This is a genomic window from uncultured Thalassolituus sp. (genome assembly GCF_950066645.1).
In the GTDB taxonomy this organism is placed as follows: Bacteria; Pseudomonadota; Gammaproteobacteria; order Pseudomonadales; family Oceanobacteraceae; genus Thalassolituus.
Map to the genome: position 1 here is coordinate 71733 of NZ_CATMFB010000004.1, position 19832 is coordinate 91564.

Consider the following 19832-nt stretch of genomic DNA (forward strand, 5'->3'; position numbering starts at 1 on the left):
AGTTGTTTATCACTTCGTTTACTATTCCTCAAGTGATTAATGAGAGAGAACAGGAGCGCAGGCATGGCCGGCAAGACTCTGTATGACAAACTTTGGGACCAGCACGTGGTGAAAACCCGTGAAGATGGCACCGCACTGATTTACATCGACCGTCAGCTTCTGCACGAAGTAACGTCGCCACAGGCGTTTGAAGGTCTGCGCATTGCAGGCCGCCAGCCATGGCGTTTAGATGCAAACCTGGCGACTCCTGATCATAACGTGCCGACCACGCCGGTTGAGCGTGAATCCGGTATCGATGGTATTCAGGACCCGGTCTCGCGCATTCAGGTGAAAACCCTGGACGACAACTGTGATCATTTCGGTATCACCGAATTCAAAATGGCCGACAAACGTCAGGGCATCGTGCACGTGGTTGGTCCAGAGCAGGGCGCAACGCTGCCGGGTATGACCGTGGTGTGTGGTGATTCTCACACCGCGACTCACGGTGCGTTTGCTGCACTTGCGCACGGCATCGGTACGTCTGAGGTTGAGCACGTTCTGGCGACTCAGTGTCTGATTCAGCGCAAGATGAAAAATCTGCTGATCAAGGTTGACGGTGAACTGGGCAAAGGCATCACTGGTAAAGACGTGGTTCTGCATGTGATTGGTGTGATTGGTACCGCGGGTGGTAACGGTTGCGCCATGGAATTCGGTGGCTCTGCCATCCGTACTATGAGTATGGAAGGCCGTATGACCATGTGTAACATGGCGATCGAAGCCGGTGCCCGTGTCGGCATGGTAGCGTTCGATGAGATCACCGCTGAATACGTGAAGGGCCGTCCGTACGCGCCGAAAGCCGATCAGTGGGAAATGGCTATGGAAGCATGGTCCGACCTGAAGTCTGATGATGATGCGGTATTCGACAAAGTCGTTGAGATCCGCGCCGAAGACATCAAGCCACAGGTTACCTGGGGTACTTCACCTGAGATGGTCACCACCATCGACGGTACCGTACCGACTCTGGAAGAGGCTGCGGACGACGTTGAACGCTCAGGCTTTAAGCGTGCTTACGAATACATGGGTCTGACGGCTGGCCAGAAAATTACCGACATCAAACTCGACCGCGTATTTATTGGTTCGTGCACTAACTCCCGTATCGAAGATCTGCGTGCTGCGGCCGAGGTAGCAAAAGGTCGTAAGGTGTCTGGTAGCGTGAAGCAGGCACTTGTGGTTCCTGGCTCTGGTCTGGTGAAAGCGCAGGCCGAAGAAGAAGGTCTGGATAAGATTTTCGTAGAAGCCGGTTTCGAATGGCGTGAGCCTGGTTGCTCTATGTGTCTGGCGATGAACGCCGACAAGCTGGGTAATGGTGAGCACTGTGCGTCTACTTCAAACCGTAACTTTGAAGGTCGCCAGGGCTACGGCGGTCGTACGCATCTGGTGAGCCCGGCGATGGCGGCAGCGGCTGCGATTGCGGGTCACTTCGTTGACGTGCGTGAACTTTAATAGGAGAACATAAGATGAAAGCATTTACTGTACATCAGGGTGTTGTCGCTCCTATGGATCGCGCCAACATTGACACTGATATGATCATTCCTAAGCAGTTCCTGAAGTCGATCAAGCGTTCTGGTTTTGGCCCGAACCTGTTCGATGAACTGCGTTATCTGGACGAAGGTCAGCCGGATGCGGATAACAGTGGTCGTCCGCTGAATCCAGACTTTGTACTGAACCAGCCACGTTACAGCGGTGCTTCTGTACTGCTGGCCCGTGAAAACTTCGGTTGCGGTTCAAGCCGTGAGCACGCCCCATGGGCACTGGAAGACTTTGGCTTCCGTGCGATCATCGCGCCAAGCTACGCGGATATTTTCTACAACAACAGCTTTAAAAATGGCCTGCTGCCGATTGTTCTGGATGAAGAGACGGTTGATCGTCTGTTTAAAGAGACTGAGGCAAGCGAAGGTTATCAGCTGACTGTTGATCTCGAGAACAAGAAGGTGGTGACGCCTTCTGGTGAAGAGATCGCCTTTGAGGTGGACGATTTCCGTCGTCACTGTCTGCTGAATGGTCTGGACGATATCGGTCTGACACTGCAGGACGCTGACGAGATTAAAGCGTACGAAGAGAAGCGTCGTGCGTCTTCTCCGTGGCTCTTTTCGTAGGGGAGCTGCCGCTAAAAGAGTGATTCGATTTCCACTCCGGGACACGCCGTAAATACGTCCCTGTAGGCTCGGGTGCCGTGTCCTTACGGCACACGGTCCCCGAGCGGATATGCGACCCACTCTAGCTGTACAGGCCGACGAGTATGTGCATCGAAACAACTGCTCTTGCGGCAAGGAATATTTAAGGGGTGTTGCTAGGGCTTTTGAGCCAGCCCTTTGTGCCATGGATGGCACAAGGGAGCCCCCATGGATGGGTTTACGGCGAGCTGGATTAAAAGCCCTAGTGACAACCCGGGTTAACAAAATTTTCACGTCAGGCCAGAAGGTCGGCGTGCATATAGGGAATAGAAATGAGCAAAAACGTACTGATTCTGCCGGGCGATGGTATTGGCCCGGAAATCGTTGCAGAAGCCGTTAAGGTTCTGAACGTAGCGAACGAAAAATTCAATCTCGGTCTGGAGCTGGTGGACGGTCTGGTAGGTGGCTCTGCCTACGACGTACACGGCACGCCACTGCCAGAAGAAACCATGGAAAAAGCACGCGCAGCCGACGCAATTTTGCTGGGTGCGGTAGGTGGTCCTAAGTGGGACAACCTTGAAGATCGCGAACTGCGTCCTGAAAAAGGTCTGCTGGGTCTGCGCTCCGGTCTGGAGCTGTTTGGTAACCTGCGTCCAGCCATTCTGTATCCACAATTGGCGGATGCGTCTTCTCTGAAGCCTGAAGTGGTATCTGGTCTGGATATCCTGATCGTGCGTGAACTGACTGGTGGTATTTACTTCGGTAAACCACGTGGTATCCGCACTCTCGAAAATGGCGAGCGCGAAGGCTACAACACCTACGTGTACAGCGAGTCTGAAATTAAGCGTATTGCCCGTGTTGCGTTTGACTCCGCGATGAAGCGCAATAAAAAACTGTGCTCTGTTGATAAAGCCAACGTTCTGGAAGTGACTGTTCTGTGGCGTGAAGTGGTTAACGAGGTAGCGAAGGAATACCCTGAAGTCGAAGTTTCTCACATGTACGTTGATAACGCGGCAATGCAGCTGGTGCGCGCACCTAAGCAGTTCGACGTTATGGTTACCGGGAACATGTTCGGTGACATCCTGTCTGACGCTGCTGCGATGCTGACCGGTTCTATCGGTATGTTGCCGTCTGCCTCTCTGGATAAAGACAACAAAGGTATGTACGAGCCATGTCATGGTTCTGCGCCGGATATTGCAGGCCAGGGCATCGCTAACCCATTGGCAACCATCCTGTCAGCTGCGATGATGTTGCGTTATTCACTGGGTGAAGTTGCTGCAGCTGATGCGATTGAGCAGGCGGTCAGCAATGTACTGGATAAAGGTCTGCGTACTGGCGACATCTTCTCTGAAGGTATGCAGAAAGTTTCAACCGCCGAGATGGGCGAAGCAGTAGTAGCTGCTCTGCAGGAGGTTTAATTACATGTCACAGATGAATGTTGGCCTGGTAGGCTGGCGCGGAATGGTCGGTTCTGTCCTGATGCAGCGTATGCAGGACGAGAAAGATTTCGACCTGATTAATCCGGTGTTTTTCACCACGTCTCAGAAGGGGCTACCGGCACCTGACTTTGCGGGTAAAGACTGCGGCACTCTGGAAGACGCATTCGATATCGATGCACTGAAAGCACAGGATGCCATCATTACCTGTCAGGGCGGCGATTACACCAAAGAAGTGTACGGCAAACTGCGTGAAGCGGGATGGAACGGTTACTGGATTGATGCAGCATCGTCACTGCGCATGAAGGACGATGCCATCATCGTGCTCGACCCGGTAAACAAAGACGTGATCGAAAAGGGCATTGAGTCAGGTGTAAAAACCTACGTTGGCGGTAACTGTACCGTCAGCCTGATGCTGCTGGCACTGGGCGGTCTGTTCGAGAAAGATCTGGTTGAGTGGGTTGCTCCGCAGACCTATCAAGCAGCTTCTGGCTCCGGTGCGCGTCACATGCGCGAACTGATCTCTCAGATGGGTGCTATTCGTGACGAAGTGAAAGACAAGCTGGATGATCCTGCCAGTGCCATTCTGGAAATCGACCGTCAGGTCGCTGATTTCATTCGTAGCGATGCGCTGCCGACTGACCAGTTTGGTGTGCCTCTGGCGGGAAGCCTGATTCCATACATCGATTCTCAGCTGGAATCCGGCCAGAGCCGCGAAGAATGGAAAGCACAGGTTGAAGCCAACAAGATTATGGGTCGCAGCGATAACCAGGTGCCTGTGGATGGTCTGTGTGTTCGTGTCGGTGCGATGCGTTGTCACAGCCAGGCAATGACCATTAAGCTGAAAAAAGATCTGCCAGTCAGTGAAATTGAAAGCATTCTGGCGGGTCACAATGACTGGGTTAAAGTCATTCCAAACGATCGCGACGCGAGCATGAAAGAGCTTACGCCAGCGAAAGTCACCGGCACTCTGAGTATTCCAGTTGGGCGTATCCGTAAGCTCAACATGGGGCCTGAGTACATTTCTGCGTTTACGGTAGGGGATCAACTCCTGTGGGGCGCAGCTGAGCCACTTCGCAGAATGTTGCGCATTTTGTTGAATAAGTGATGAAGAAGCGGGGTATTTACCCCGCTTTTTTCATGGTGGCTGAGAGAAAAATGCTCTAAGTGTTTCTTACGTCACGCTTTTATCCCTGCTGCTCCGGGCAAAATATTGCGTTAGCTGGTTTTATATTTGATACTTACCAGCGCTTATGAACGGAATCTATAAGTAAGCTGGGTCAGGATTATCTATAAAAAAGTAGTATTGGCGGAAAGTGGCCGTCACAACGATAACAAGGAAGCAATAATGAAACGCCTACTTGCGAAGAGTATTCTGCTGGCTGGTGGCATGACCGCGTCATCCCAACTGCTGGCGCTGGGTCTTGGAGAGCTTGATCTGGATTCAGCACTGAACCAGCCGCTCAAGGCCGAGATTCAGATGATTGACTCCGCAGGCCTGACCTCTGCTGAGATTAAACCCCGTCTGGCGAGCACCGAAGATTTTGAACGTGCCGGTGTTGAGCGTTATCAGTTCCTGCGCCAGATGAAGTTCTCGATCAACGGTGACCGTATTATCGTCACCACCCGTGATCCTATTAACGAACCGTTTCTTAACTTTCTGGTAGAGCTTAACTGGCCAGCCGGTCGTGTGCTGCGTGAGTACACTGTGCTGCTGGACCCACCGGTATTCCAGGAAGAAACAATCCAACCTCTGGTTGCAGTTCCTGCGGCATCGGTGGTGACCAGCCGGACTACTGCAACGGCTCCGCAGCCAGCGGCACCGACCCAGGCACGACCTGCGTCTGGTAATACCTGGTCTCAGCCTGCGCAGCCAGGAACCTATAAAGTACAGCCGAACGATACTCTCTGGCAGATCGCACTGGAAACGCGTCCTAACGCTTCCGTGACTCCCCAGCAGATGATGATCGCACTGCAGGACGTGAATCCTGATGCCTTTATTAATGGCAATATTAACCGTCTGAAAACACACACCGTTCTGGATATCCCGGACGAGTCGATTGTTCGCACAATCGCTCAGCGTGAAGCGGTAACCGAAGTTAACCGACAGAACCGTGAGCTGAAGGCCGCTGTTGCTCAGATTGATGCAACAGGGCGCAAGGCATCGGCGGGTGCATCACGTGGTAATTCTGCAGGTGGTGAAGTTCGCCTGGTGTCTGCCTCTGGTGACGGCAAAGCTGGGGCTGCCAGTGGCGCAGTATCTGGTGGGGCGGGAGTCAAAGCTTCAGCGCTTGAAAACGACCTCGCTATTGCGCTGGAGAATCTCGATAAAAGCCGTCGCGAAAATCAGGAACTTGTTGACCGTCTGTCTTCTCTTGAAGAGCAGCTGGCTAAAATGGAACGTCTGATTTCGCTGCAGAATGATCAGTTGGCAAATATTCAGCTGAACTCGGCAGAGTCCAATGCCGAGAAAGCCGCAGTAGCCACGGAAACACCTGCGCCTGTAGCAGAAAGTAAGCCGGTGGAGAAAACAGCGGGCGGTACTGATATCGCGGCGGTTGCTCCAACGCCAGCTGAAACGCCGGAAGCAGCTAAGTCTGCAGCAGAAACAGCGCCTGCCGAAGGTGCGACTGACTTCAATTACAGTGAAGGCGCGGAGAAGCCTCAGGTTGCTGAGAGCCAGCCTTCTGAGGTCCAGTCTTCTGAGCAGAAAGCGGCGGAGCTGAAAGCCCGTATGGCAGAAGAGCGCCGCAAAGCTATGGAAGCAGCTGCGCAGCCGAAGTCCCCTCTGGACGATATCATCGGTACCGTAACTTCTCTGCCAACTCACATTCTCGGCGCGATCGCTGCAGGTATTCTCCTGCTGATTTTCGGTCTGATCCGCTTGTTTAAAGGTAAGAAGACCGAAGAAGAGGCGGCTGAATCAAACGAGCTCGCCGACAGTCAGATTGATGTCTCATTCGACAACGCTGCAATGCCGTTGTTCGATGACAAAGAAGTAGCCGATCTTCCTACCTTCGAGGAAAACTCAACGGAGAATGAAGAGCTGGTGTCCGGTGGTCTGGATGATTTTGAACTGCATCAGGATGACCTCGGCGAAATGCCTGTGACCGATGACATGGATGAACTGGATATTGGTTCATTCGATGACGCCGATGGCGAGCAGTATGAAACGGTTGGGCAGACTGAAGATGCGATCAGTGAGTCCGACATCTACATCGCTTACGGCAAGTTTGATCAGGCAGCCGATCTGCTGAATAAGGCCATTCTGGCAGAGCCTGAACGTGTTGATCTGCGTCTTAAGTTACTTGAAGTTCACAGTTCACTTGATGAAGCGGATAAGTTTGCAGCCGTTGAAGCTGGCCTGATTGCGATCGGAGATGTCGATGCAAACGATAAGGCTCGTGCTCTCCGGGCTCAGCTTACGTCGCCGGTCGAGCCTGGCAATGTTTCTGCTGATTTGTCGCTTGATGGAGAAATTCCTTCACTTGATGAAGGCGCAGATGAAGAATTTGCGGGTGGAATGGACTTTGGCGAAGCTCTCGATTTCGGTGATGACGTCGCCCCTGAGGACGACGGCATTGGCGCCTCGCTTGAGGAAGTGCCTGAGCTTGAGCTGGGTGAAACGTCAGACTTCAATGCCGATCAGGAAGGCGTTGATATGTCACTGGAAGAAGACTCCCTTGACGTTGACGATGACCTTCTCGACTTCTCTCTCGATGATGCGGACGAATCCGTTGCTGAAAGCACCGGACTCGAAGATAGCGCTAATCAGATGGAGCTGGACTCCGATGATCTGGACGTTGCCGATTCAGTAGAGACTCCGCTCGAATTCGCTGCGGCCACGGAAGAACCAACGGTGGCAGATTCTGAGTTCGATCTTGAGTTTGCCGAAGATGCTCCAGTCAGCAGCACGGATAATTCTGAGCTGGACGACCTGGTAGCATTTGATGCCGGGGAGTTGTCTCTCGATGATGACGCTGAGCTGACTCTGGATGAAGAGGGCGACCTTGGGGAAACTCCGGTTGCGGCTGAAGTGTCTGTTGAAGCTGATTCCGACATTGCTGATCTTGCAGACCTTGATGCAGAGCTGTCTGATCTGGCGACAAACGACGAAGCGGTAATCGAAGCTCCGGAAGCGGGCAGTGATCTGGATTTCGATCTGGAGCTGGATGCAACTGATATCGCCGATAGCCTTGATGAGCTGGATGCGGACCTGGATCTTGCTGCTGAGGATGATGATCTTCCTGAGGTTTCAGCCCCCGATGTTGCGATAGATTCCGAGATCGAAGAGTTTGAAGCGCCGTCGCCTGTCGCGGTGGATGATCAACCAGAGGCTCCTGTAGTCGCAGATGAATCGGTAGTTGAGTCTGAGTCTGAAGACGTTCTGGCGGAAGCTTCCGGGTCTTCACTGGACGATGACCTGAACCTGGGTGCGTTTGCTGCAGATTCTGATGAGAGTGATCTTATTGGAGGTATCGATCTTGATGAGCTGGCAGCAGCCGATGATGAGTTTGATTTCCTCTCGGGTACTGATGAGTGCGCTACCAAGCTGGATCTGGCTCGTGCATACATCGATATGGAAGACTACGATGGCGCTAAGGAGTTGCTGTCTGAGGTAGTATCCGAAGGCAATGATCAGCAGAAGCAGGACGCGCAGGATCTTCTGGGTAACCTCTCCTGATTCATGTCTGACGTAAAACGCTATGCCGCCGTTGTTGAATACAACGGCGCCTGCTTCCACGGCTGGCAACGCCAGAAGCATCACGACGAACCGACCGTACAGGCCGCCCTTGAGGCGGCCATTTCAATGGTTGCCAATCATCCCGTAGAGGTCGCCTGCGCCGGAAGAACCGACGCCGGTGTTCATGCAACTCAGCAGGTTATCCATTTTGATAGCCCTTCGATCCGCAGTGATTATGGTTGGATGATGGGAATTAATACCCATCTGCCCGACGGTGTCTCTGTTCAATGGATCAGCGAGGTGTCGGGGGAATTCCATGCAAGATACAAAGCACAGGCCCGGCGTTATCGTTACCTGATATATAACCATCCCGCGCGTCAGGCGCTGATGCATGATCAGTTAACCTGGTGGAAGTATCCTCTGGATGAAAAGCTGATGCACGAGGCTGCTCAGCGTCTCATCGGAACGCACGATTTCACGTCTTTCCGGGCGAAGGACTGTCAGGCGAAAAGCCCGGTGAAAGAAATGCACCACATCAGGGTTGAGAGGTTTGATCGTCTGATTATGGTGGAGCTGGAGTGCAGCGCATTTCTCTATCATATGGTCCGCAACATTGTCGGTGTTCTGCTTCCTATCGGGCAGGGGCGCCAACCTGTTGAGTGGATGACCCAGGTGCTTGAGGCCCGGGACCGCAATCAGGCAGGTGTCACGGCCCCGGGTGGTGGGCTCTACTTCGTTGGGGTGCGGTTTCCTGAAGAATTTGATATTCCCTGTTCACCCTGGGGGCCGGCGCTGCTTGAGCCTCTGATCGGTCGCTGAATTATTGTTTCAATGATCTGAGCATACGGGCATGTCGCCTGACTTCGCGCCGCTGAAGCGGGCCACCATGTCCCATATGAAATTCAGTTACTCCTGTATCTGTCAGTGCCTCAAGTGCCATTCCGACAGCCTGAGGGTTCTCTTCAAACGGTGGGCGCTTAGCTTTGCCCTTAAACAGTATTCCACCCAGCAGAATTCCTGACGAGATAAGGTCGCCGACAAGCGCTACCTTGTCTTCAATGATCACGGAGATAGAGCCGCAGGTGTGGCCTGTTGTCGGTCTGACGTAACCCTCTATGCCGTATTCTTTAAGACAGTAGCTCTGGTCGCCTGTGAGCAGAATGTCCGGTGTAAAGGGTTGATAGGGTTTCTGTATGGCGCCAGTGAGTTTGAATGCATGGCCGAACCAGCCGGTCGCACAGAAGGTCATTTTCTTTTCGCCCAGATAGAAGGGCAGATCGGCTTCGTGAGCAAGTATCGGAGCCCCTGAATGCTGGCTCAGAAGGGCGGCATTTCCAGCGTGATCTATGTGTGCGTGGGTGATGATGATCAGGCTGATGTCCGAGTATGATTTGCCAAGACGCTCCAGTGCGCGTGCGACTTTGTCTTCTGTGCCGGGCAGACCGCTGTCGACCAGTATGTAACAGGGGTCCTGGCAGATCAGAAACGCGTTGATCATTCCGGCAGGTGCAATAGGGATTCTGACGATTGAGGGTGGCGTGAGTGGCATTCCGGTCTCCTTGTGGTCGAGGGCGTTCTTTGACACTCTAAAGAGCCGTTCGGGAACATCAATTACGCACTTTCAGGTAACTGCTATGGGTCATTCAGCTGTGCACAGTGACAATCCGCTTTGTTGTCCGGTTGTCGAAACCCTGCGATTGCTCGGGGGGAAATGGAAGCCCATGCTGATTCATCAGTTGCTTGAGGCGCCGCAGCAGTTCGGCCAGTTGCAGCGCCGTCTGAGTCCTATCAGTCATAAAGTGTTGACTGAGCAGCTGCGGGAGCTTGAAAATGCAGGGTTGGTTGCCCGTGACGTTGGTGAAGAGCGGGTAGTGACAGTGACCTACCAGTTGACTGAGTCAGGGCAGGCGCTTCGCCCGGTGCTTGATTCGATGTTTGCCTGGGCAGACGTTTTTCTGGCTGAAGCTGATTCCACCGTGTAAAAGCTCCGACATGTCCGCTGAAAGCTGAACGCCGCATCTGTTATCATTTCTGCAAAGAGATTTCAGAGTAGAGCGACATGTTACGAACGCGTATCAAAATCTGCGGTATTACACGCGCTGAAGATGCAAAGGCCGTTGTTGAGTCGGGTGCTGATGCCATTGGGCTGGTTTTCTATCCGCCCAGCCCGCGAGGGGTAACCGCGACTCAGGCGATTGATATCGTTGCTGCTGTCCCGGCGTTTGTGACTGTTACGGCATTGTTCGTAAATCCCTCAGTCGTAGAGGTGCAAAGCGTTCTGGATAGCGTTAGAATTGACCTTATCCAATTCCATGGTGATGAAGATGACGACTTTTGTCGACAGTTCAAACGCCCCTACATCAAAGCCCTCCGTGTCCGGCAAGCGTCGGATGTGGTGGCGTCGTGCCTGCGCTTCCCTGGCGCACTGGCAATTCTCCTAGACAGTTATAAACCTGGCGTGCCAGGTGGGACCGGAGAGACCTTTGACTGGACTCTGGTACCCGATAATCCGCCTAAACCCTTAATACTTGCCGGTGGTCTCGAGCCCGGAAATGTCGCTGAAGCGATATCCGTGGTGAAACCGTACGCTGTAGATATCAGCGGCGGTGTGGAGGCAGCTAAAGGGATAAAAGATCACGGCAAAATCGCTGATTTTGTGAAAGAGGTGAATCGTGTCGACGAACACTACAGATTTTAATGTTGAACTGCCGGATGAGCGTGGCCATTTCGGTATTTTTGGTGGGCGTTTCGTTTCCGAAACCCTGACCGCCGCTCTGGATGAACTGCAGCAGACCTATGCCAGACTGCGCAATGATCCTGATTTTCAGGCAGAGTTTGATAAAGAGCTCGCTCACTACGTCGGTCGTCCATCGCCGCTCTATTTTGCGGAGCGTCTGACCGAACTGTGTGGTGGTGCAAAGATCTACCTCAAGCGGGAAGATCTTAACCACACGGGCGCCCACAAGGTGAACAATACGATCGGGCAGGCACTGCTTGCGAAGTTCATGGGCAAAAAGAAAGTGATTGCTGAGACAGGTGCTGGTCAGCACGGTGTGGCCTCGGCAACGGTCGCGGCCAAGTTTGGTCTCGAGTGTAAGGTGTTTATGGGCTCGACGGATGTTGAGCGTCAGAAGCTGAACGTTTACCGGATGAAGCTTCTGGGCGCAGAAGTCGAATCTGTTACCTGTGGCACCAAAACACTCAAAGATGCGATGAATGAAGCCATGCGCTACTGGGTCACAAATGTAGAAGATACTTTCTACATTATCGGTACGGCAGCTGGGCCCCACCCATACCCTATGCTGGTGCGTGATTTTCAGAGCATCATTGGTCGCGAAACTCAGCGCCAGTGTGATGAGCAGATCGGGCGTCAGCCCGATGCGGTAGTCGCCTGTGTTGGTGGTGGCTCTAACGCGATCGGTATGTTCTACCCGTACATCAAGTACCCGGAAGTTGCCATGTATGGCGTTGAAGCGGGCGGTCTGGGTCTGGATGGTGATGATCATGCAGCGCCGCTCAGCAAGGGACGCCCAGGGGTTCTTCACGGGAACCGCACGTATCTGATGGAAGACGAAAACGGCCAGATCATGGGTACGCATTCTATCTCTGCCGGTCTTGATTACCCGGGTGTTGGGCCCGAGCACAGCTGGTTGAAGGATGTTGGCCGCGCTAACTATGTGGCTGCTACGGATGATGAAGCTCTGGATGCTTTCCATAAGCTGACCCGCCTCGAAGGCATTATGCCAGCACTTGAGAGTTCTCATGCGGTTGCGTATGCCATGAAATTGGCGGCGACGATGGATAAAGATAAGGTCATCGTCGTAAATCTGTCAGGTCGTGGTGATAAAGATATACACACCATCGCATCTTTGGATGGTGTGACGGCCTGATCGCTTCAGTACCCCGTTTAGCGGGGTGCTGAAAGTCAGAAAGATCGACAGAAACCGCGTGAAACGGATCAGATTTGTTCTCTTTGTTTCTGAGCAGACTTATCCGGCCAGTGTTGTGCTCAATTTTTGCAGGACTCTGGTTGCGCGACGGTTTTCTGAATGCAGAAAATTGGCAGTCGGGGTGGCCTGCAATACTTTTGAGTATTTGCTCCTGTGCGTTTGTGGCCTGCGGTTCAGTGTTATGACCCGGTCCGTTTTCGATGTTATGGGAAGAGAGCACCTCCGGTTGCGGGATGTTTGCGTAGGCGGAAGCAGGCATTGCGTTTTGAAAAACGTACATGGTTGTTTCAGTTCACCAAAGGAATACTGCCAACGGTTATGCCGGAAGCAGACGAAGATTTAGAGTTGCTGATATGACCCGCATAAGTAAAGTATTTGACACCCTGGCGAGCCAGGGGAAGAAAGCCCTGATTCCCTACATTACAGCCGGTGATCCGGACAAAGAAACGACTGTTCCTATGATGCATGCTCTGGTGGAAGCCGGTGCAGATGTTATTGAACTTGGAGTCCCGTTTTCAGACCCTATGGCTGATGGTCCCACGATCCAGCTCGCGTGTGAGCGCGCTCTGGCGCACGGTACCTCTCTTCGCGATGTTCTGGCGATGGTCGCCGAATTCCGCAAAACCGATCAGAAGACAGCTGTTGTTCTGATGGGCTACCTCAACCCGGTCGAGGCCATGGGCTACGAGACCTTCGTCAGTCTGGCCTCTGAATCCGGGGTGGATGGCGTTCTGATCGTTGATATGCCGCCGGAAGAAACGGCAGAAGTCGACAGCATGTTTGAAGCGGCTGGAATCGATTTTATTTACCTCCTCGCACCAACCAGTACTGAAGAACGCATCAAGACAATCGGTAAGGTGGGGCGTGGGTACGTGTACTACGTATCGCTGCGTGGTGTTACTGGATCAGCGGCGATCGACGTTGATGATGTTTCGCGCAACCTTGATCGTATCCGTGAGCACGTGGTTGCCCCTCTGTGTGTCGGCTTCGGGATTCAGAATGCCGAAGCTGCAGCCCGGGTGGCGGCGGTATGCGATGGTGTGATCGTGGGCAGTGCTCTGGTGAGTCGTATTGCAGATCAGGTTAATAACCCACCGCAGGCGATCACGGATGTTTCAGGCCTTGCTCACAGCATGCGTGAGGCGATGGACGCCTGATAAATGACCGGAAACACACTCGACTGGTCTGTGGATGAATGGCTTGCCTATCTGGAAGCCATCCATCCCGTTGAAATAGAGTTGGGCCTCGCCCGCGTGTCGTCAGTGGCCGAGAAACTTGGCTGTCTGCGTCCGGCGGGTCGGGTGATTCTGGTTGGTGGAACCAACGGCAAAGGCACCACGTCGGCATTGCTGGCCGCTCTGCTCCGGGCTCAGGGTATGAGCGTCGGAATCTATAATTCTCCCCATATTCACCGCTACAACGAGCGCGTAACGCTCGATGGCAAGTTTATCTCCGATAGCGATCTGTGCCGGTCTTTTCAGGCGGTGGAGGATGCACGCGGTGACACTTCCCTGACGTATTTTGAGTTCGGTACATTGGCCGCGTTATGGCATTTCTCGCAGACCGCACCAGATGCGGTAGTGCTTGAGATCGGGCTCGGCGGGCGCCTGGATGCCGTGAATATTGTCGATGCTGATCTGTCGGTGGTGACCAGCATAGGATTGGATCATCAGGCCTGGCTGGGTGATACGACTGAGCAGATCGCTTACGAGAAGTGTTCGATCGCGCGTCCGGGGCGTTGGCTGGTGTGTGGCCAGCAAACGCCGCCAGCGACTGCTGCTGAAACAGTGTCTGCAATCGGCGGTCTCTGGTGTTGCCGGGATTCAGATTTCACCGCCGATCTGCGCGATGAGGGTTTAGAAGTCAGTTATCGGGTGTCCGGTGTTGATAAAACCCTGAAGTTTCCAGAGTACTCTATACCGCACCACAACGTTGCCACCGCTGTTCAGGCGCTTGGCCTGATGGGGTGGCTGCCGCAGGATGACGTTATTGTTCAGACGGTTGCAGCGCTCAGGGTACCGGGGCGCTGGCAGGTCGTCGGGCAGAACGAGCGCACTTACGTTCTGGATGTAGCTCACAACCCTCAGGCGGCGGCTTACCTTCGCCATCATGTCGACCGCGTGGATTGTCTGGTGCTCGGAATGTTGAGTGATAAAGACGTCGCGGGTGTGATTGAGGCACTGCCAGAACCAGATCGTATTATTACTGTCACTCTTGATACCTGGCGCGGCCTCAGTGCGGATGCATTGGCGGAGCGTATTGAACTGACAGGGCGGGTTGTCGCCGACAGGTTCGATAATATGGAAGATGCCTTGACTGCAGTGCCAGAAGAGGGTGTCATCCTCATCGCCGGGTCCTTCTATACGGTAGAGGCCGCGGGTGAACTGATTACTGCCAGAGAGGGCACATGGAACTCCATCTGAAAAAGCGCATTCTTGGCGCGGTGGTGACTGTCACGGCGATGCTGATTGTACTGCCTATTATTCTTGATGGTTCGCGGACGCACGAGCTGCTGGAGACAACAGCGCCAGTCCGTCCTGAGGCACCTCAGTGGTCGACGCCTGAATATGAGCGGCAGGTGCGGGAAGAAATTGAGGAAGTCGTTGCTGGGGAAGCAACGGCGGCCATCGCCATACCAGAGCCTGAGGTAGTGACCCGGGACGAGCCAGTTTCTCAGGAAGCCCCTGCCGACCGGGGGGTGCTGGATGAGTCCGGTGTGCCTTATGCCTGGACGCTTCAGCTCGGAGCGTTCAGTCAGCGCGAGAATGCGCACCGCCTGCGTGATCGCCTCAGAGCGAAGGGGTATAAGGCCTACGTTCAGGAATTTCCGTCACAGGGCATTGTCCGGGTTTATGTCGGACCAGAGCTACGACGAGACGATGCAGAGCAACTGCGCGAGCGGCTGCGCAGCGAGCTGAAGCAGCAGGATATCTATATCCGCCGCTACGCCGCGGAAAGCTGAGAGTTTCCCTTCCGTCAATCCTTTTATAGCGCACTCTCTCTGGTATACTGCGCGCTTTCTTAATGACTGCCGGGGCAGTGAATGACCGTCATTGATTGGGTGATACTGGGTGTCATCGTGGTTTCAGGGCTGATCAGCCTGATGCGTGGCTTCGTGAAAGAAGCGCTGTCGCTGGTGTCCTGGGTTGTCGCTCTTTTTGTTGCCCGTTTCTTCAGTGGCAATCTGGCGACGCTGCTGGAAGGGCAGATTGAAACCAACAGTCTTCGCTGGGTCGTTGCCTTCGTCATTCTTTTTGTTGCTACGCTGTTTGTAATGGCGCTCATCAATTACCTGATTTCCCAGATAGTGAAGGCCACTGGCCTGACCGGTACTGACCGGGTTCTGGGGATGGTCTTTGGTATGGTCAGGGGGCTGCTCATTGTGGTCGTTCTGGTCTACCTTGGACAGATGACTATGCTACCGGGTGATGCCTGGTGGCAGGAGTCCAGTATGATTCCTCATCTCGAGGTGCTGGCAGAATGGGCGCGTAAGACCCTGCCTGCTGCAGTATCTCAGGTGATGGCCGCTTCCAGTTAATAAAAGCTTGTTTGAGGTATAACGCGCATGTGCGGAATTGTGGGTATTGTTGGTAAATCCCATGTCAATCAGTCGATTTATGACGCTTTGACTGTGCTCCAGCACCGTGGCCAGGACGCCGCCGGTATTGTCACCAGCTACGGAAACAAGCTTTGCCTGCGCAAAGACAACGGCCTGGTGCGCGACGTCTTCCGCACCCGCCACATGAAGCGTCTGCTCGGTAACATGGGTATTGGCCATGTGCGCTATCCGACCGCAGGCAGCTCAAGTTCCGCAGAAGCTCAGCCTTTCTATGTGAACTCGCCTTATGGCATCACGCTGGCACACAACGGCAACCTGACAAACACAGAGCAGTTGGCTGAGGATATCTATCGTGAAGATCTGCGCCATGTGAATACAACGTCAGATTCTGAAGTCCTGCTGAACATCTTTGCGCACGAATTGCAGGAACAGCGTCAGCTGAAGCCGTCACCGGAAGTGATTTTTAAAGCTGTTCGTGAAGTACATAAACGGATTCGCGGTGGTTACGCTGTGGTAGCCATGATCACAGGTTACGGTATCGTGGCTTTCCGTGACCCGCATGGTATCCGTCCTGCTGTGTTCGGTCATCGCGATACGGCTCAGGGGCCTGAGTACATGGTGGCCTCCGAGTCGGTTGCGCTCGACGCACTGGGCTTCCGCCTTGATCGCGATATCGCGCCGGGTGAATGTGTCGTCCTGACAGAGGACGGCCAGATTTTTACCGAGCAGTGTGCCGAAAACACAGAGCTTACTCCCTGTATTTTCGAACATGTTTACTTCGCTCGTCCTGATTCCATTATCGATGGTATTGCGGTGTACAAAGCGCGTTTGCGGATGGGCGAAAAGCTCGCCGAGAAGATTATGCGCGAGCACCCGGATCATGACATCGACGTTGTTATTCCGATTCCTGATACCAGTCGTTCTTCTGCACTTGAGCTTGCGAACCATCTGGGCGTGAAGTATCGCGAAGGCTTTATGAAGAACCGCTACATCGGCCGGACATTCATCATGCCGGGTCAGCAGCTGCGTAAGAAATCCGTGAAGCAGAAGCTGAACGCCCTGGATCTTGAATTCCGCGGAAAGAATGTTCTGTTAGTGGATGACTCGATCGTTCGTGGCACCACCTGTGAGCAGATCATTGAGATGGCCCGGGAAGCGGGAGCCCGCAACGTTTACTTCGCTTCGGCGGCACCTGCTGTGCGTTTCCCTAACGTCTACGGCATTGATATGCCGGCGAAGGAAGAGTTTATCGCTCATAACCGCAGCACCGAAGAAATCGCCAAAGAAATCGGTGCTGACTGGCTGGTTTACCAGGATATCGAAGATCTGGTGGAAGCCTGTCTTGAAGGTGCAACGACAGATGCACGCAGCTTTGACTGTTCCGTCTTTAACGGCGAATATGTCACTAAAGATATCAACGACGAGTACTTCCGCCGACTCTACGAGTTGCGTGCGGATGCTTCCAAGACCCTGCAGGTGATTGATAACGAAGCGATCGACCTGCATAACGAAACCGAGAGCTGATTTGTTATGGCGGACCATCCAGAATGGCCAGAGCGATACCAGTCTGACCTGAGCGATGCCGGCTTTGATACGCTGGCTGTAAGGGCCGGTCAGTTGCGCACTCCGGAAGGTGAGCACAGCGAAGCTATCTTCCCAACGAGCAGCTACGTCTTCTCGTCGGCTGCAGAGGCTGCAGCGACCTTTGGCGGTGAGCGTCGTGGCAACGTCTACTCCCGATACACCAATCCGACGGTGCGTGCGTTCGAAGAACGTCTGGCGGCCCTTGAAGGTGGTGAATTGTGTGCAGCGACGGCGTCAGGCATGGCTGCTATCTATGCGGTATGCGTCGCTCATCTCGAAGCCGGGGATCATCTGATCTGCTCCCGTGCAGTCTTTGGGTCCACCAATGTTCTGCTCGAGAAGTATCTGCGCAAGTTTAATGTTGATATCACGTATGTGAATCCACTCGATATGGATGCCTGGAAGGGCGCTGTGCGTGAAAACACGCGCATGCTGTTTCTTGAGTCGCCTTCCAACCCTCTGATCGAAGTCGCAGATATCCGCGCCATTGCTGCGTTGTCCCGTGATGCAGGTGCCATGCTTGTCGTTGATAACTGCTTCTGTACACCGGCGGCTCAGAAGCCACTGGCGCTCGGTGCTGACCTTGTCGTGCATGCGGCAACTAAATACATAGACGGGCAGGGGCGTTGCCTTGGCGGTGCCGTAGTCGGCTCAGCTGAGCTGATCGATCCTGTGATCGGTGTGCTGCGTTCGGCGGGCCCGACCATGAGCCCGTTTAATGCCTGGGTCTTCCTTAAGGGGCTTGAAACCCTGTCGCTACGTATGAAAGCACACAGCGAGAACGCCCAACTTCTTGCTGAGTGGCTCGAGGCGCACCCTAAAGTGACGAAGGTTAACTACTGCGGGCTGCCGACTCACCCTCAGTACGAGCTGGCCAGATCACAGCAGAGCCTGTCTGGCGGTGTGCTGTCATTCGAAGTAGCCGGTGGTCGCGAGGAAGCATGGAAAGTGGTTGATGCGACCCGCATGATTTCTATCACGGCCAACCTGGGGGATACGAAAACCACGATTACTCACCCCGGCACGACCACTCATGGTCGTCTTACAGATGAGCAACGTGCTGAAGCCGGTATTTCTCAGGCGCTTGTGCGGATTTCCGTCGGCCTTGAGGATATCGAGGACATCAAGAAAGATCTTGTCCGCGGGCTTGATCTGCTTTGAGGCAGGAAAGCCCGGTGGTTACTCCACCGGGTTTTTGCACTCATCTTCGTCGGGTGTGAAGCGGCAGCGTATTTTTCTCGCCAGTTTCAGCATGTCGGCGTCGTAATACCCTTTATTCCGCAATTCAATTCTCACGCTTCGTGACAGTCCGGTAAGGCGCTCAGTGTCCGCCTGTGTCGGTGTCAGCCAGAAAGACGCCGGAAGATTGCCCAGCTCCTTGTCCAGCAGGCGAGCATAGTGGTGGAAGCGGAACAGAAAGTCTTCTCTCAGAATTTGTGCCAGCCCCGCCGGAAAACGGTCAGCGTGACCGACCAGTTGCAGGGTTGACTGGCCCAGGGGAATATCCAGCGCCACATTTGTTGTGTCCGTTAATCCGACGCCCGCCATCAGGTAGCCGATGTCCGGGGCGATCAACTGCTGACTCAGCCCGGCAGAGAAAGCCAGCACGCTGGCGTTCAGAGCGTTACTGCGGGCGGAACCACCGAACTTCTCAATAAGACGCACGTAGCCCTGGTCGGCGTCGGACACCGCCAGGCTGCTGTTCTGCAGCGCTGACGTTGATGCCAGTGCAGCCGAGCTCGCAAACAGATGCTGACTGCCAATGGTGATAACCCCAAGGGCAGTATACTTGTCGTTGGTCAGCTTGGGCGCAATCGCAGGCTTGGCAAGCACCTGAGCCAGTAGCTGCAGGTGGTCGCGGTCAGGCAGTGCGCCTGGTGCTTCCAGAGTCGACAGAAACGAATTGAACGGGCGGGCTGCGGCGCCTCGGATCAGAATGGCATCGCACTCGGTGGTATCCAGGAACGCCTGCTTAATCGCAGTTTCATCCTGAAATACTTCAATGCTGAGTTTCATGCCGTAGTGCATTGATCTGAGAATCTGATCATTTGCGGCGCCGGCGATCGGGCCAGCTTTGCCCAGTGGATCCCAGATGCAGAACGTACGATTCAGAAAGCCGTCCTGCATTTCATCGGCCATCAGCACTTTCAGGGCTTTGACCCGCTTTTCCAGCGTGAGGTTCTGATTAAGAACGGTCTCTTCGAGTCGTTTGGCTGAACGGTCCTGCGACTGTCTGGCAGCTTCGTCTGCCGCTGCACTATGCGTCTGGCAGAAAAGCAGGCTGATCAGAGTGATCAGGCTGAAAAGGGGTCTCATTGTCTGTCCTTCAGAGTACTTCATCCAGTGGGCGCTATTTTGTTACCGGTCTCTGTCGATGTATAGCGTTTACCGGTCCGGGGCGGCGATTATATCCGTCCAGACGCGCTGTGTACGCCGGTCAGGTCATGTTGGCGTAGATCACTACAT

Annotated in this window: 17 protein-coding genes; 15 read left to right on the forward strand and 2 right to left on the reverse strand. The window is 54.0% G+C overall.

Annotated elements, in window-relative coordinates:
• The first annotated feature begins 63 nt into the window (after positions 1-63).
• From leuC to truA, 6 genes are all read left to right on the forward strand, one after another.
• The gene (gene leuC, locus Q1L85_RS04885; protein ID WP_300432467.1) at positions 64-1482 is read left to right on the forward strand and encodes a 3-isopropylmalate dehydratase large subunit; all 1419 of its coding nucleotides are present in this window, start codon (positions 64-66) and stop codon (positions 1480-1482) included.
• A 14-nt stretch (positions 1483-1496) separates the two neighbouring features.
• Positions 1497-2135, forward strand: a complete 639-nt coding sequence (leuD, locus tag Q1L85_RS04890) for a 3-isopropylmalate dehydratase small subunit (RefSeq protein WP_300432469.1) — start codon at positions 1497-1499, stop codon at positions 2133-2135.
• A 350-nt stretch (positions 2136-2485) separates the two neighbouring features.
• Positions 2486-3571: a 3-isopropylmalate dehydrogenase gene (gene leuB, locus Q1L85_RS04895; RefSeq protein WP_300432471.1), complete on the forward strand. Its 1086-nt coding sequence runs from the start codon at positions 2486-2488 to the stop codon at positions 3569-3571.
• Between the two features lie 4 nt (positions 3572-3575).
• Positions 3576-4697 (forward strand): aspartate-semialdehyde dehydrogenase, encoded by a 1122-nt coding sequence (gene asd, locus Q1L85_RS04900; RefSeq protein WP_373914541.1) that lies wholly within the window; start codon positions 3576-3578, stop codon positions 4695-4697.
• Between the two features lie 240 nt (positions 4698-4937).
• Positions 4938-8273: a FimV/HubP family polar landmark protein gene (locus Q1L85_RS04905; protein ID WP_300427159.1), complete on the forward strand. Its 3336-nt coding sequence runs from the start codon at positions 4938-4940 to the stop codon at positions 8271-8273.
• A gap of 3 nt (positions 8274-8276) precedes the next feature.
• The gene (gene truA, locus Q1L85_RS04910; RefSeq protein ID WP_300427161.1) at positions 8277-9092 is read left to right on the forward strand and encodes a tRNA pseudouridine(38-40) synthase TruA; all 816 of its coding nucleotides are present in this window, start codon (positions 8277-8279) and stop codon (positions 9090-9092) included.
• Position 9093: 1 nt separating this feature from the next.
• On the opposite strand, the gene Q1L85_RS04915 is transcribed toward truA, so the two are convergent.
• Positions 9094-9822 (reverse strand): MBL fold metallo-hydrolase, encoded by a 729-nt coding sequence (locus Q1L85_RS04915; RefSeq protein ID WP_300427162.1) that lies wholly within the window; start codon positions 9820-9822, stop codon positions 9094-9096.
• An 85-nt stretch (positions 9823-9907) separates the two neighbouring features.
• Here Q1L85_RS04915 and Q1L85_RS04920 point away from each other — a divergent pair, with 85 nt between their 5' ends.
• From Q1L85_RS04920 to Q1L85_RS04960, 9 genes are all read left to right on the forward strand, one after another.
• Positions 9908-10255 carry a helix-turn-helix domain-containing protein gene (locus Q1L85_RS04920; protein WP_300427163.1) on the forward strand — a complete coding sequence of 116 codons (348 nt, stop codon included), beginning with the start codon at positions 9908-9910 and terminating at the stop codon, positions 10253-10255.
• A gap of 77 nt (positions 10256-10332) precedes the next feature.
• Positions 10333-10971 carry a phosphoribosylanthranilate isomerase gene (locus Q1L85_RS04925; protein ID WP_300427165.1) on the forward strand — a complete coding sequence of 213 codons (639 nt, stop codon included), beginning with the start codon at positions 10333-10335 and terminating at the stop codon, positions 10969-10971.
• Complete coding sequence (gene trpB, locus Q1L85_RS04930; protein WP_300427167.1) at positions 10946-12163, forward strand: tryptophan synthase subunit beta; 1218 nt, start codon at positions 10946-10948, stop codon at positions 12161-12163. Before Q1L85_RS04925 ends, trpB begins: the two co-directional genes overlap by 26 nt.
• A 413-nt stretch (positions 12164-12576) precedes the next feature.
• The gene (gene trpA / locus Q1L85_RS04935) at positions 12577-13380 is read left to right on the forward strand and encodes a tryptophan synthase subunit alpha (protein WP_300427168.1); all 804 of its coding nucleotides are present in this window, start codon (positions 12577-12579) and stop codon (positions 13378-13380) included.
• A gap of 3 nt (positions 13381-13383) precedes the next feature.
• Complete coding sequence (locus Q1L85_RS04940; protein ID WP_300427170.1) at positions 13384-14646, forward strand: folylpolyglutamate synthase/dihydrofolate synthase family protein; 1263 nt, start codon at positions 13384-13386, stop codon at positions 14644-14646.
• Positions 14631-15185, forward strand: a complete 555-nt coding sequence (locus tag Q1L85_RS04945) for an SPOR domain-containing protein (protein WP_300427171.1) — start codon at positions 14631-14633, stop codon at positions 15183-15185. Before Q1L85_RS04940 ends, Q1L85_RS04945 begins: the two co-directional genes overlap by 16 nt.
• 81 nt (positions 15186-15266) lie before the next feature.
• Entirely contained in the window at positions 15267-15761 is a 495-nt protein-coding gene (locus tag Q1L85_RS04950) for a CvpA family protein (RefSeq protein WP_300427172.1), read from the forward strand.
• 27 nt (positions 15762-15788) lie between these two features.
• Complete coding sequence (gene purF, locus Q1L85_RS04955; protein WP_300427173.1) at positions 15789-17306, forward strand: amidophosphoribosyltransferase; 1518 nt, start codon at positions 15789-15791, stop codon at positions 17304-17306.
• A gap of 6 nt (positions 17307-17312) precedes the next feature.
• Positions 17313-18527, forward strand: a complete 1215-nt coding sequence (locus tag Q1L85_RS04960) for an O-succinylhomoserine sulfhydrylase (protein ID WP_300427174.1) — start codon at positions 17313-17315, stop codon at positions 18525-18527.
• 18 nt (positions 18528-18545) lie between these two features.
• Here the strand turns inward: Q1L85_RS04960 and Q1L85_RS04965 are convergent, their stop codons facing one another.
• Positions 18546-19682: a putative solute-binding protein gene (locus tag Q1L85_RS04965; RefSeq protein WP_300427175.1), complete on the reverse strand. Its 1137-nt coding sequence runs from the start codon at positions 19680-19682 to the stop codon at positions 18546-18548.
• Positions 19683-19832: the final 150 nt, after the last annotated feature.

What these genes read in the sequence shown, in the direction of transcription:
- leuC (WP_300432467.1), top strand. Translation starts at nt 64, where the DNA reads ATGGCCGGCAAGACTCTGTATGACAAACTTTGGGACCAGCACGTGGTG.
- leuD (WP_300432469.1), top strand. Translation starts at nt 1,497, where the DNA reads ATGAAAGCATTTACTGTACATCAGGGTGTTGTCGCTCCTATGGATCGC.
- leuB (WP_300432471.1), top strand. Translation starts at nt 2,486, where the DNA reads ATGAGCAAAAACGTACTGATTCTGCCGGGCGATGGTATTGGCCCGGAA.
- asd (WP_373914541.1), top strand. Translation starts at nt 3,576, where the DNA reads ATGTCACAGATGAATGTTGGCCTGGTAGGCTGGCGCGGAATGGTCGGT.
- Q1L85_RS04905 (WP_300427159.1), top strand. Translation starts at nt 4,938, where the DNA reads ATGAAACGCCTACTTGCGAAGAGTATTCTGCTGGCTGGTGGCATGACC.
- truA (WP_300427161.1), top strand. Translation starts at nt 8,277, where the DNA reads ATGTCTGACGTAAAACGCTATGCCGCCGTTGTTGAATACAACGGCGCC.
- Q1L85_RS04915 (WP_300427162.1), bottom strand. Translation starts at nt 9,822, where the DNA reads ATGCCACTCACGCCACCCTCAATCGTCAGAATCCCTATTGCACCTGCC.
- Q1L85_RS04920 (WP_300427163.1), top strand. Translation starts at nt 9,908, where the DNA reads ATGGGTCATTCAGCTGTGCACAGTGACAATCCGCTTTGTTGTCCGGTT.
- Q1L85_RS04925 (WP_300427165.1), top strand. Translation starts at nt 10,333, where the DNA reads ATGTTACGAACGCGTATCAAAATCTGCGGTATTACACGCGCTGAAGAT.
- trpA (WP_300427168.1), top strand. Translation starts at nt 12,577, where the DNA reads ATGACCCGCATAAGTAAAGTATTTGACACCCTGGCGAGCCAGGGGAAG.
- Q1L85_RS04940 (WP_300427170.1), top strand. Translation starts at nt 13,384, where the DNA reads ATGACCGGAAACACACTCGACTGGTCTGTGGATGAATGGCTTGCCTAT.
- Q1L85_RS04945 (WP_300427171.1), top strand. Translation starts at nt 14,631, where the DNA reads ATGGAACTCCATCTGAAAAAGCGCATTCTTGGCGCGGTGGTGACTGTC.
- Q1L85_RS04950 (WP_300427172.1), top strand. Translation starts at nt 15,267, where the DNA reads ATGACCGTCATTGATTGGGTGATACTGGGTGTCATCGTGGTTTCAGGG.
- purF (WP_300427173.1), top strand. Translation starts at nt 15,789, where the DNA reads ATGTGCGGAATTGTGGGTATTGTTGGTAAATCCCATGTCAATCAGTCG.
- Q1L85_RS04960 (WP_300427174.1), top strand. Translation starts at nt 17,313, where the DNA reads ATGGCGGACCATCCAGAATGGCCAGAGCGATACCAGTCTGACCTGAGC.
- Q1L85_RS04965 (WP_300427175.1), bottom strand. Translation starts at nt 19,682, where the DNA reads ATGAGACCCCTTTTCAGCCTGATCACTCTGATCAGCCTGCTTTTCTGC.